Annotated in this window: 12 protein-coding genes; 3 read left to right on the forward strand and 9 right to left on the reverse strand. The window is 37.7% G+C overall.

All coding sequences use genetic code 11. The features are described from left to right. From AO843_RS08615 to AO843_RS08630, 4 genes are all read right to left on the reverse strand, one after another. Entirely contained in the window at nucleotides 1-1,155 is a 1,155-nt protein-coding gene (locus AO843_RS08615) for a glycosyltransferase family 4 protein (RefSeq protein ID WP_231630102.1), read from the reverse strand. Continuing rightward, on the reverse strand, nucleotides 1,145-1,780 hold the full coding sequence (locus tag AO843_RS08620) for a sugar transferase (RefSeq protein ID WP_054610711.1): 636 nt from the start codon (nucleotides 1,778-1,780) through the stop codon (nucleotides 1,145-1,147). Before AO843_RS08620 ends, AO843_RS08615 begins: the two co-directional genes overlap by 11 nt. 141 nt (nucleotides 1,781-1,921) lie before the next feature. Further along, nucleotides 1,922-2,371, reverse strand: a complete 450-nt coding sequence (locus tag AO843_RS08625; RefSeq protein ID WP_054610712.1) for an SACOL1771 family peroxiredoxin — start codon at nucleotides 2,369-2,371, stop codon at nucleotides 1,922-1,924. Nucleotides 2,372-2,439: 68 nt separating this feature from the next. Continuing rightward, nucleotides 2,440-4,041, reverse strand: a complete 1,602-nt coding sequence (locus AO843_RS08630; protein WP_231630106.1) for a Na/Pi cotransporter family protein — start codon at nucleotides 4,039-4,041, stop codon at nucleotides 2,440-2,442. A gap of 221 nt (nucleotides 4,042-4,262) precedes the next feature. On the opposite strand from AO843_RS08630, the gene AO843_RS08635 reads away from it, so the two are divergent. Next, a complete protein-coding gene (locus AO843_RS08635; protein WP_054610714.1) occupies nucleotides 4,263-4,886 on the forward strand; it encodes a hypothetical protein in 624 nt (207 codons plus the stop codon). A 79-nt stretch (nucleotides 4,887-4,965) separates the two neighbouring features. Here the strand turns inward: AO843_RS08635 and AO843_RS08640 are convergent, their stop codons facing one another. Together AO843_RS08640 and AO843_RS08645 are read right to left on the reverse strand one after the other, a co-directional pair. Further along, on the reverse strand, nucleotides 4,966-6,579 hold the full coding sequence (locus tag AO843_RS08640) for a GNAT family N-acetyltransferase (protein ID WP_054610715.1): 1,614 nt from the start codon (nucleotides 6,577-6,579) through the stop codon (nucleotides 4,966-4,968). 133 nt (nucleotides 6,580-6,712) lie between these two features. Further along, complete coding sequence (locus AO843_RS08645; RefSeq protein ID WP_054610716.1) at nucleotides 6,713-8,401, reverse strand: FAD-binding protein; 1,689 nt, start codon at nucleotides 8,399-8,401, stop codon at nucleotides 6,713-6,715. Between the two features lie 232 nt (nucleotides 8,402-8,633). Between AO843_RS08645 and AO843_RS08650 the strand changes: the two genes are divergently transcribed. Further along, nucleotides 8,634-9,320 (forward strand): ZIP family metal transporter, encoded by a 687-nt coding sequence (locus AO843_RS08650; protein WP_231630107.1) that lies wholly within the window; start codon nucleotides 8,634-8,636, stop codon nucleotides 9,318-9,320. Nucleotides 9,321-9,368: 48 nt separating this feature from the next. Here the strand turns inward: AO843_RS08650 and AO843_RS08655 are convergent, their stop codons facing one another. Beyond that, nucleotides 9,369-10,430 (reverse strand): S-layer homology domain-containing protein, encoded by a 1,062-nt coding sequence (locus AO843_RS08655; protein ID WP_054610718.1) that lies wholly within the window; start codon nucleotides 10,428-10,430, stop codon nucleotides 9,369-9,371. Between the two features lie 397 nt (nucleotides 10,431-10,827). Here AO843_RS08655 and AO843_RS08660 point away from each other — a divergent pair, with 397 nt between their 5' ends. Further along, nucleotides 10,828-11,727 (forward strand): 3-hydroxyacyl-CoA dehydrogenase, encoded by a 900-nt coding sequence (locus AO843_RS08660; protein ID WP_054610719.1) that lies wholly within the window; start codon nucleotides 10,828-10,830, stop codon nucleotides 11,725-11,727. A gap of 49 nt (nucleotides 11,728-11,776) precedes the next feature. Here the strand turns inward: AO843_RS08660 and AO843_RS08665 are convergent, their stop codons facing one another. Together AO843_RS08665 and AO843_RS08670 are read right to left on the reverse strand one after the other, a co-directional pair. After that, nucleotides 11,777-11,974, reverse strand: coding sequence for a hypothetical protein (locus tag AO843_RS08665; RefSeq protein ID WP_054610720.1), 198 nt, complete (start codon nucleotides 11,972-11,974; stop codon nucleotides 11,777-11,779). Between the two features lie 2 nt (nucleotides 11,975-11,976). Next, nucleotides 11,977-12,534 (reverse strand): sigma-70 family RNA polymerase sigma factor, encoded by a 558-nt coding sequence (locus AO843_RS08670; protein WP_197278897.1) that lies wholly within the window; start codon nucleotides 12,532-12,534, stop codon nucleotides 11,977-11,979. Nucleotides 12,535-12,585: the final 51 nt, after the last annotated feature.

Raw genomic sequence — 12,585 nt, forward strand, 5'->3', positions numbered from 1 at the left:
TTAATCCCCTTTCTTTACGAATTCTGAAACAGCTTGTTGATAGACCGTTAACGTTTTTTGATACATGGGGGAAAACGTGAAATACTGTAAATAACGGTGTTCGCTTGCATTGCCCATTTGTTGGCATAAGGTAGCATCCATTAATAAATGACGAAGCCTCTTCTTCAATAATTCTTTATCCTCTCGCTCCAGTAAAAAACCATTGTCATGATCAACAACTAGCTCTTTAACGCCACCTACATTTGTGGCAACTATAGGGAGTCCTACACGCATCGCTTCAATAATAGAGATTGGCAGACCCTCCCAATCTGACAATAGAACAAATAAGTGACTTTTCTCCAGATAGGTGTGAACGTCTAATTGATCACCCAAAAATGATATGCGATCTGTTAAATCATGCTGTTCAACAAATTCTTCGAGGGCTGGTCTTAAAGAACCATCACCTATCAATTGAAGCTGCCATGGAACATCCGTAAGCTCTGCTAATGCCTCCAGCAATAAATCATGTCTTTTTGGCACTTCAAAACGAGCAACCATCACAATGACTGGCTGCTCCATATAGGTCTTTTCTGTTGTTAAATGACTGTTTTCTATTGGGTCAATACCATTATGAATAGTTAATAGTTTATGAGCTGGTGCAACTTTTTTCATGAGTGCAAGCTCCCGATCATAATCAGATACCGTTATAATTTTTGTGGTGAATCGCTGAACTGATTTTTCCATTCGATAATAAAGTGCCTGTTTCTTTTGAGGAACACCTTCTGTAAAGCTCCAACTATGTGCAGTAAATACAGTTGGGATGTGTAGCAAGCTTCCTACCACACGACCTATCACTCCTGCCTTGGATGAATGCGTGGCTACTACATCAGGTTGAATGTTTTTGAAGACAGCTCTTAATTGCCAAAATGTTTGGAAATCTTTTGTTAAATGAATAGCTCGTTGCATAACAGGAATACGGACGACCGTAATTTTTTCTTCTTGTAAGCGCCAAAGGGTTGGCTGATAGGAGCCTGTCACAACTGTCACTTCATGACCATCTCGTTTTAGCTGGATCGCTAATGCCTCGACATGCTTCTGCGCTCCCCCAATTTTATCCATTCGTGTAATAAGCTGAACAATTTTCAGTACTGCCACTCCTCGTAATTTAATAGGCACCAGTTCTTGCTACTACAACATAAAGAGTCTTCAACACAATTTGGATGTCCATCCAAAAGGAGTAATGATCAACATATTCAATGTCATATGAAATTTTTTGCCCATGGGAAATATTAGATCGACCGTTAATCTGAGCAAGACCCGTTAAACCTGGTTTTACCTCTAGTCGTCTAGCTTGTAATTCGTTATAAGCATTCGTAATTGTTGGAACCTCTGGACGCGGCCCCACAATGCTCATTTCCCCCTTCAATACATTTAAAAGTTGAGGAATTTCATCAATACTTAGCTTTCGAAGGACGGCACCTACTTTGGTGATCCGTGTATCATGCTCTGCTTTAAAATAATAGTCATCAGGGATACCATCGATACACATAGCAGGCATATTGACTGGCACTGCCTGTATACACATTGTACGTAGCTTCCAAATAACAAAGCGGTGATGATCGAGGCCAGTTCGTATTTGTTTAAAAAAAATGGGGCGACCTGTTGTGATGAGTAAAATGAGGAATACAGTTAGCATTAGAGGGATTGTCATAAAAAGTAAAAATAATGCCCCGATAATATCGAATATTCTTTTGCCGTACTGACCATAGAATGTGAGATTCTGAGTTGTCTGAACGTGCAATTCATCATCCTTTGCATTTTTTTAGCACTTAACACTATATATTCATTTTGAACATTTCTAGAACTATTTTAAGAAAAGTGCTCCATTATGAAAAAAAAGAGTTATTACAGCGACACATGCTGAATAACTCCATTTTCCTTATTATATGCATCCATCCAAAATTTGAGCATCACATTCGATTGCCACATTGCCTTTTAATGCTTTGCTAATCATACATGTTTGTTCCGCTTTTTGTGCGAAGCGAGCAATTCTTGATTCAAGATGTTCTGTTAGTTCTGGGACAACTATTTTTGGCTTGTGGACAATTTTTTCATAAGTAAAAACACCGTTCTCTACACTGACAAACCCCTCTGACTGTAGGGATAAATCGAGCACGGACACCCCCGATCTTTCGAGAAGGGCGGCTAATGTAATTAAATAGCAGGTGGCTGCTGCACCTAATAACATTTCATCCGGATTCGTACCAATGCCAGGCCCATCCATCTCCCGAGGAATAGAAATTTGAGTTTGCAGATTGCTTGCCATTATATTCCCCGTACCATTTCTTCCATCTGACCAAGTTAAGTCCATTGTAAATTTATGCTGAACCATTATATATCCTCCTTTAAGTTTGAGAGCTAAGAAAAATGCCCGTTCTCCTATGGAGACGAGCATTTCTACTATTCTATTGTCACTGTGCTTTTTTCTGCCTCTATATGGCGGCCTTTTTTTGTCACGTTTTGGTATTCAGCTAGACGAGCCGTTGTACGCCAATAATGGTAGACGAGTCGGTCAATCCATAATAGAGCCTCAACTTTCGATACTGCTGTCTCTAACTCTACCACATTTTCAACTGTATGCTCGAAATAAGCGTTTCGTTTATCACGTCGTACCGCCGCCATCTCAGAAGAAGTAACCTCAAGCAAGGTTGCGATCTCAGGAAGCCGCTCATCCTCATCAATGATCAATAGAACCTCTTGCAATACTTCCAGCCACTTTTGCGTTAATGTTGCCTGTAATTGAAAGGCATTAGGATGTTGCTCACGTAAGGCCTTTGTCAAACGATATAAATGATCAATAGCATGCAAAAGTGCTATATGCTTATACCGTTCCTTTTGTGAAGAGGATTGTATGGCATCCATAAATAAACGTGTTTTTTCAATAGCGTCATCAATTTGAGCCAATTTACTGTCTATTTCAGTTGTTCGTTTTTTTCCTTGAACAAGGGATATAAGAACAGTCGTTACTTCCTTTGTAATATCCTGTAAGGTATTAAAGGATACCTCAACAGCTACACCAGGTAACTTGGTTACACTAACATCCAAATTACGTGTTAAATGATTACCCTTTTCAGGAATCATCTTTTCAATGGCCCTTGCAAAAGGACGAACAAATGGCACAAAGAAAATCGCACCAATTACACTAAATAATGTATGAAAAACGGCGATGCCAAGTGTCTCATCAAAGCTACCGTTGAGGGACTTTGTGACAATTTCTGTTACCTTAAATATAAACGATGCACCTAGCGTCACAATAATAGCAGTCACTACATTAAACAGAACATGTGTCACAGCTGTTCGTTTTGCAGCTGTTGAGGCGCCGATTGCGGCAAATAATGCCGTAGCTGTAGTACCAATATTTTGCCCGATCACTAAATAGGCAGCCTGCTCAAAATCAATTGCACCTGCATATAAAGCGGTTAAAGTGGCAGCTATAGCTGCACTAGAAGCCTGCATAATTACCGTCATAATAAGGCCTAAAACAATTAAAATTAATTTACCACTAATTGAACCGGCATCGAATGAGTCAAATGGTATTTTATCTTGCACAGCTGCCATTCCACCCTGAAGGATATTAATGCCTAAAAATAATAAACCAAAGCCAGTAACAAGTCCTCCCACCGCTTTGTAATCACGAGGTGCAAGCAATTGCACAAAAACGCCAAGTGCAATAAAAGGTAGTGACATTGTTTGCATATTAATCTTGAAGCCGATTAGTGAGATAATCCAACCAGTACTTGTACTTCCGATATTCGCACCAATAATAACTCCAATCGATTGTACAAATGTAAGTAGTCCGGCACTGACAAAACCAATTGTTATCAACGTGGTGGCAGTGGAGGATTGGACAAGCATTGTCATGAATGTACCCGATAATACAGAGCTAATGGTTCCGCCTGTAAAACGATTCAGCCATTTTTTCAAGGCATCTCCAGCCAATTCCTTTAAACCGTTCGTTAGCATCGTCATACCAAGTAAAAATAATCCAATGCCCCCTAGCACATTTATCAACCTATCAACTCCCTACTAGATATAATTCTTTTATGAATAACTCTATTTCCAAGGCGTTTTATTCCTCAAACATTCTTAATAGTACCATTATTAATTTTGATAAAATAGGGATGTTTTCCTTTATCGAACAAAATCAACCATTATTTTACGAAAAACAATGTGACAAATTTTATGGTAGAATAGAATAAATAATTCTTTAGGAGATTTTTAAAATGACTTTAACAAAGCAAGAAGCAATACAAGCACTTAAAAAGAATAAGTTTATCGGTTTTACTATCACTACTGGCAATATTATTATGAAAAAGATGAATAAAACCGATTATAATATTTTTGTCTTTGAAGAAGGAAAAGAGAAACCATTACGTTATGTAGGTTCAATTATGAACGTTATGGCAACAATGAGCGATAAAGCATCTAATAAGGATTTTGTTATTGTAGAACAGTTACCATCACAAAATAACATTGCTGAAACTCAAGCATCTGAAAGTGAAGCAGCAGTAGAAGAAAAAGCTGCTCCATCGGCAGAAAAAGAAGATGTAGTAGTTGAAGGAGCAGAAGAAAGCCGTGCTATTGCAGGCTATGAAGATCTATATGAAATGACAAAAAGTGGTCGCATTATTACTGTACGTGAAAATCGTCCATTAGCTCGTTGTAATGATGAATATGGCTTCCATATTGCACGACTTACAAAAGACGGAAAAGCTTCTAGTCACAATGTCTTTGAGCTTTGGACGCAAACATTCCCTGAGCTTGAGCAAACTCAATTCAAGGGTGCTTTAAAAGCAAAATATGGGACAGGCTGTAAGCTAATCGATAAACCTGGTATCCATTTTTAATCTACCATAACCTGAAGTCTCGAAAAGCTTCGATTTTTAAATAACAAACCCTCAGTTGGAAATGCTGAGGGTTTGCTGTTTATAATTGATATACTTTTCGCCAATTGAACAACTTTACTATGTTAATTTGGGCCACTTTATGAAAACCTGCATGCACGAGTTTTCGTCTTCTTTGCCCCTCATACCATGGAACTAACGTACAAACGGTTCTCCCTTCACGCTGCACATCTACAACAATTTCCTTAAGTAGTTGGCTGTCATATTCCCTGATAAATGACATATTGGCAGATAGGTCATACGTATAGCCACTCTCTTCTTCATACGCTACTTGATCGTGCCTCCTATATACGATTTGATTGCCATCTCCAAAGAGTCGATATCCCTTATAAAAATGAGATATATAACTAGTTCGCTCATTCATCGTCATGATATTCTTCATTTGTAACTCTTGAAAGTTCACTTGTCCTTTAGCCTGTTTTTGCTCCGCGATATAAATGTCTATACTATGAAAAGTTAGTATTCGTTGAGGAACTCTTTTTATTGCTCGTAACCATCCTCTTGTACGGGCATGCTTTAAAAAATAAAGCAATTCTCCTAATCTGTCCCGCTTCAATTTCACGAGCTGGTGATTGTTTGTTAATTTACCTTTTATCCGATCTCGTAATACCAGCCATGATCGAATAAAGCGCTCTGTGGTACCTTTCGTACTCATGACAAATTTTCGTGTAAAATCAATATGGGTATACCATTCAAACTTATACGGCTCATAGCCACTCCCAAAATCATAGTAACGATAGCCTAAATCATGTGCTTTTAACATATTTTCCTTCTCTATCAAACGGCCTGGGCCAAACCTATTGAAATCAGGCTCATGTCCCATTGCCTGACAAAAATTACGATCTCTACAGCATAGATCAATCGTAAAACCAATCCAATACCCTTCAAATTGCAAGCTATCAACCTCTACTCTAAATGCCTTATTTGAGGCATTGGCCAAACGTTCATAAAACAAGCGAGTCTGAGTTTCTGTAAAACCACTTTTATCAATTTTCTTGCGCCATCTTCGTGTAAATAACGTAAACATTTCATGGAAATGACTAACATCAACGCCCTGAAAGTCTACGCGACCAAGTAATTTTAATTTTTTTTCAAGACGTTTTATACTTTTAAATTTCTTGCGATGCTGTTTCAAAAAATCTTCAAGTGTAATCGATTGAAAATCTATATATGACGTTACAGTTCGAAATATAGAATAAGGCATCTGGTATTCTATCGCATATTTTTCAAGCTCTTGAGAAGTAGCTTTACTTTCTAATAACCCATGAAGCACTATCAAATAACGCTTATATTTTTGTGTGAATACCTTCAATATATAATCCACAGCGCGATCTAGCCATTGCTTCTCTGCTATAACTTCCATATAAGTAGCATATCCTTGTCCTAAAAAACCAAAGTGATGGACCTTACCAAATCGCACTGAATGAACCAACGGAAAAAAAGCCACTGCCATACCTTGATGTTCGACTACATATATTTCTACATTGTCATGTATACCAAGCGTTGTCCACCATGTCATTACCCATTCGTATTCAATAAAAGGATTATTATTCATTTCTCGTTCAAGTATGCCTGACCAAGTACTTCGATAGGGCTCTAACGCTTCCATTGTAGTGATTATTTTGTAAGCTAACAACGCACTTAATCGCTCCCTTTTCCGTTATCGTCACCCTACATTTAGTAGCCACTATATTCCTAGCAAAAAAGTATTAGAACAAGCAACGTAAAACCCTCCTCATTCAAATTAAATAGGGAGGGTTTAGTCAACCTTATACCTTTATAAGTGGTGCCTCTACTATTGTCACTGCATTGGCCATATGTGTAGCCGCCACATAGCTAAGTGTCATTCCAGGTCCAATGGTTGCGCCTGGGCCAGGATATGTTTCCCCCATAATAGACGCTGAGCAATTACCTGATGCATACAATCCTTCTATTGGTTGGCCATCCTCTTTCATAACACGAGCAAATTCATCCACCACTAAACCACCCTTTGTGCCGATATCGCCAGGATAAAGACGCAATGCATAGAATGGAGCTTTCTTTAATTCTGCTAAATTTGGATTTGGTAGTGTCGGGTCCCCGTAGTAATTATCGTAAGCACTATCGCCCCGATAAAAATCATCATCATGACCATTCTGTGCAAAGGTGTTAAATCGATTTACCGTCTCCTCTAAGCTTTCAGGTAGCACATCCATTAGTCTCGCAAGCTCGTCAATCGTCTCGGCACTTTTCACGATTCCATGATCATACCAGCTTTTCGGAAACGCTTGTCCCGGGAACAGCCCCGTAAAAATATAACGGCTTTTAGCAGATGCATCAATAAGTATCCAGGAAGGAACAGCATGCTTTGTCGCCGCTTGATGCTTGTACATGGTATCTACAAACTCATGATAAGGTGCCGCTTCATTGACAAAACGTTGCCCTGCACTGTCTACAACAATCATATTGGGAACGCCCCGATCTGCTACAAGGAAGAATGGTTGTCCTTGTGGATCAATAACAGAAGGTGCTCCCCACACCTTATCCATTAAATCGAGCGTAGCACCAATTTTCACACCGGGTTCAATGATGTCCCCCGTTTGCCCCTCAGGAGAAGAAGTCCATGCAACATTAGTTGGCGCTGGCAGATATTTTTCACGCAGTGCCTGATTATGTGAAAACCCACCTGATGACAGTACAACGCCCCTCTTTGCACCTATCCGTAGCTCTTGTCCATCACGTTCTATCACAACCCCTACCACTCTTTCATTGTCCATAATGAAATCTTTAAAAGTCGTCGATAACCAAAGCTCTCCATTTGCTTCGGCAAGTGATAATCGTAAACGTGCTACTAATGCCTCACCTAACGCTACTGGCTCGCTCTTTGTTACCTTTGATTTTACTAAACGCATCCCTAATTTCAGCGCGGTCGTTTTTCCTTTTAACGTCCTTGTAATCATATTGACCTTATGAAACTCGTAACTATTCATCGTAAAGCCTTTTGTTGATAGAGTAGAACGACGCATGTTATTCGCTAATGAGCCCATTTTCGTTAAATCGAAAATAAGTGGTTCAATGGAACGTCCCTGCGACAAGCCACCTAATTTTTCAGGATAATAATCGGAATAGCCTTTCGCATATTGGAAGCGCATATGGTTCGTTTTATTGTATAAAAAACGTAACATTTCTGGTCCTCTCGTAATATAAGCTTCCTTTAAAGCTTCTGGCACACGATCACCAATTGTAGAATCTAAATATTGGCGTGCAAGTTCATGTGTATCTGGTACACCTGCACCTTTAATAACATGATTATTGGGAATCCATAAGGCACCACCAGAAATTGCAGAAGCACCACCGTAACGATCTGTTTTTTCAATCACTAATGATTTCAAACCTTGTAATTTTGCTGTTAAACCTGCTGTCAATCCCGCTGCTCCAGAGCCTACTACAACCACATCAAAACTTGCATCCCACTTCATTCAACTATTCCTCCCTTATGAGCTAAATCGATGAATATGATCTTACTATTAAAAAGTATAGAATTAAACTAATATTCAGTCAATTTAATAAGTTCGCCATTTTCCTACATTATGAAGGAGTTCTCCTCTTTCAAGAAAGTCTGCTACAAGCATATTCAACTTTACTTAGCATATATTTGGAAAAATGACTTTAAGTTTATGATGAGGCGGGGGAATTTTACAGGTGAGTGCAATGATACTTGGTGGATTTCTATTTTTCAGTGTGAGTATGGGGGGCGCTATTGCCTGGGTTTTCTCTAAGCTATTTCAACATACTACTCAGGGGTTATCATTATTATGCGGGGGTTTTTTGTTAGGCTTACTGGTGTTAGATATCATCCCCTCTTCCTTTCAAATCTATCAATCATTTGGTATTTTACTTGGTATATTTATTGGCTACTTCATTTTTCAACTATTAGACAGTTTATTTCATGCTTCTCATGCACAAAATCCCTCTGTCTCTTTACTGACCCTTGCCATGATTATCCACACAATACCTATTAGTCTCACTGTCGGAAATTTACTAGGAAATGCAGCATTAAGTATTTCTCTCACAGCCTCCATTATTCTTCATCATGTTCCAGAAGGCTTTGCTTTATCTACCGCACTCATTTCCCAAGGTGAAAGGTTATGGAGAGTTTTCTTTTACTTCTTTATTTTTTCCATTTTCTTTAGTATTTTTATCTGGGTTGGTCAATATTGGACATTAACAGAAAAGGCACAAGGCATCCTAATGGGAATTTCAATAGGGTTAATTGCCACAGCCAGCATTTCTGAATTCATTTTGCATCACGTGCGAACAGTCTCCTTTAGAACATTTTTTATGTTTCTCTTTTTGGGCTATATGCTAAGCTATATCTTCCATAGATTAATTGAGTAGATGATAAAAAAGGCAATCCACCATCATCAAGTGGATTGCCTTTTATGTTTATTCTTCCTCACTTAATTTCATTAAAGTAAGTGTGAGAATTTTAGAAACCTCTGCACGAGTAAGATTTCCTTTTGGATTAAACTTCCCATTCGTACCATTTAAAATGCCAAACTGCTGCAATAAACCAATAGCTTCTACTGTTTCCTTGCGCATCTGATTTTTATCTGTAAATGTGTTGTTTTTGCTTACTTGAGAGACATCCACTTCCATAGCTTGTAAATACATTGCCGTCACGTATGCCATTTCTTCACGTGTAACAGGTTTTTTGGGCTCAAATTTTTTTCCATCAAAAATATCAATCAAGCCATACCCTTCTAAAATAGCTACTTCCTTTGCACCCCAGAAACCATTGAGGTCCGTATAAGTAGCTGGTCCTTCAAAATCTTCATTTACATCTAAGCCTGATGCTCTGAAAATAATAGCTGCCAATTCTCCACGAGTAACTTGCCCATTTGGATTAAAAGTAGTGGCAGATGTGCCATTAATAATATCTGTTTGATATAACAATTGAATATAGCTTTCAGCCCAATGTCCAATTACATCTTTGAAGTACCCACCTGGTTTTAACGCCACATCTGCACGAGCAAATACTAGTAACATACCATTTAAATCTTCCGCACTAACAACTTCCCATTTGCCAGCCGTATAGATTTCACACTTAAAGGTATTGCCAGTTTGCGTAATTTTAATTTGAAAAGCATTACCGAATAACTTCTTTAGTTCTTCATAGCTTTCCTTAAACTCTTTTTCTCCCTCCGGATAAAGGTTCGTATCATCTGTGTAGGATTGGAGGATCGCCTCTAATGAAACTTTTACTGTTATACTATTATTCGTAGTAACAATTGTAACCTCACTATCTTCAAAGCCTATTTTAGATAGCAATAACATTTTATAGATATCTTGATAGGTCATTCCTTGTAATTGACTAGTAGCTGCAACAGCCTGATTTGGATGCATAATACTTGCAACATCTACCGCTTCCTGTGCATGTGCCTGCCCACCAAATCCTCCTGTAAAACATGCAATACTTAGTGCACTTGTTAATAGAATTTTCTTCATTTTTCTTCCTCCTTTGATTCATAGAATCAGTGTACTAAATCAATAGTTTATAAATCTATTAAAAAATGTAAATTATACAATAATTATATAAAAGACCTATTTTTATCACATTAGAATATAACTACTTCCATTTTTTACTTGAATCGAAATTAAAGAAGAAACAAGGTAAAACAAGGACAGACTAGTTGCTATTCTTTTTTATTTCAGAGGTTTTGTTATATTGGATATTCGGTACATAAATGAAGAGGAGTAACACATAAAACTTTATATCGTTATAATGATAGAGGCTATCATTTGATTTTCATTCAGCGAAAGAAGTAGTATGTAATTGTAACGAAGGATTTTTTACATATCCACACTATTATTTCAATGTAACAATTTCAAAGGAGGAATTTCAATGAATTATCAAAACATTACGGTCGCAGGTAGCGGTGTCCTAGGAAGTCAAATTGCTTATCAATCTGCTTTTAAAGGTTTCCAAGTAACGATTTACGACATTAATGACGAGGCGTTGAAAAATGCACAGGATCGTATCACAAAATTGAAACCACTTTACCAACAAGACTTAGGAGCTACACAAGAAGAAGTGGATGCTGCCTATGCTCGACTAACATTTAAAAGTGACTTAGCACAAGCTGTTGCCAATGCTGATCTTGTAATTGAAGCAATCCCTGAAGTTGTCCAAATTAAAACAGAATTTTATACGAACCTTGGCAAAGTAGCTCCTGCAAAAACAATCTTTGCGACGAACTCATCTACTTTATTGCCAAGCCAATTCGCAGAAGCAACTGGCCGTCCTGAGAAGTTTTTAGCGCTACACTTTGCGAATACAATTTGGAAAAACAACACAGCAGAAATTATGAAGCACCCTGGCACAGATATGAAAGTATTTGATGAGGTTGTTGAATTTGCACGAGCAATCGGCATGGTACCACTACCATTATATAAAGAACAACCTGGCTATATTTTAAATTCATTACTAGTACCATTCTTAGATGCAGCCGAATCATTATTAGTAAAAGAAGTGGCTGATCCGGAAACAATCGATAAAACATGGATGATTGGTACTGGCGCTCCACTTGGTCCATTCGCCATCTTAGACATCGTTGGCATCAACACTGCCTATAACATTGTTGAAGCAAAAGCAACGGCTACTGGTGATGAAAACATGAAAAAACTAGCCAACCTATTGAAAACAGAGTACATCGAAAAAGGTAAACTCGGTCGTGCAACAGGTGAAGGCTTCTACACATACCCAAATCCAAACTTTGCAAAACCAGATTTCTTAAAAGGCTGATCAGAGAGAGCAATTGTCCACAATCAAGGACAATTGCTCTTTTTTAGGCTCATGTGAAGAAATCCCAAAAACTAGGGGTATTTATAAATTCCTGCGTTGCAAGTTTTTCAATAATTTTTAATTTAATCTCCTGTTCCAAATCTTCTCTTTCCTGATAGCTTGTTTGATGGAGACATTGTTTAATTTTTGGAGAGAAGTTCTCGATAAATAGTAGTGACTCCTCATTGTAGTTATTTTCCCTTTCCATACTTAATCCTCCTCTTTTTTTAGCATCTGATGTAGTTTTTTCAATGCCTTGCGATGAAGATTGGATATATTTTGAGGTGTTGTTTGTAATGTTTCAGCAATAGTTTTTATCGAACAGTCTTTGACATAAATCATTTCTAAAATTTGGAGCTGCTTGTCCGTTAAGTTTTGTAAAGATTGAAAAAGTTGTTCATCTTCAACCGTATCTAATAATCCTTCTTCAATCCTTTCGTCATTTCTAGCAATGCCAGTTCTAGTTAGGCCATCGTCTACAATTAATAAGAAACGGTCGTGCAATCTTCTCCTTTTTTTATCAAAATCCAAGCTATAGAAATAAATTAAATTACTGACATATTTAATTTTTTGAACTTTTATATAGTGGGATTGAAATGTTTCATCCACCATTTTCATATTACAATCGGTTGGATATAAGATTGCTTTTTCAACCAAATAAAGATTTTTAGCATTAGCCAAAAAACTTTTGATAATCGGATTTTTTATCTGTTCCATATTCCTGCAAAAAAATTCTTCGATCTTGTGGTTACCGTTATTCATTATCATCACTCCTATCTATCCGTCTGCTTGCTAAATAAAGTGAATATCATATATCTA

The sequence above is a fragment of the Lysinibacillus sp. ZYM-1 genome (genome assembly GCF_001308875.1).
Classification (GTDB): Bacteria; Bacillota; Bacilli; order Bacillales_A; family Planococcaceae; genus Lysinibacillus.

Excerpts from the sequence above, each read along its gene's own strand:
- AO843_RS08650 (WP_231630107.1), top strand. The coding sequence starts at position 8,634 with ATGATACTTGGTGGATTTCTATTTTTCAGTGTGAGTATGGGGGGCGCT.
- AO843_RS08660 (WP_054610719.1), top strand. The coding sequence starts at position 10,828 with ATGAATTATCAAAACATTACGGTCGCAGGTAGCGGTGTCCTAGGAAGT.
- AO843_RS08655 (WP_054610718.1), bottom strand. The coding sequence starts at position 10,430 with ATGAAGAAAATTCTATTAACAAGTGCACTAAGTATTGCATGTTTTACA.
- AO843_RS08635 (WP_054610714.1), top strand. The coding sequence starts at position 4,263 with ATGACTTTAACAAAGCAAGAAGCAATACAAGCACTTAAAAAGAATAAG.
- AO843_RS08665 (WP_054610720.1), bottom strand. The coding sequence starts at position 11,974 with ATGGAAAGGGAAAATAACTACAATGAGGAGTCACTACTATTTATCGAG.
- AO843_RS08670 (WP_197278897.1), bottom strand. The coding sequence starts at position 12,534 with ATGATAATGAATAACGGTAACCACAAGATCGAAGAATTTTTTTGCAGG.
- AO843_RS08625 (WP_054610712.1), bottom strand. The coding sequence starts at position 2,371 with ATGGTTCAGCATAAATTTACAATGGACTTAACTTGGTCAGATGGAAGA.
- AO843_RS08645 (WP_054610716.1), bottom strand. The coding sequence starts at position 8,401 with ATGAAGTGGGATGCAAGTTTTGATGTGGTTGTAGTAGGCTCTGGAGCA.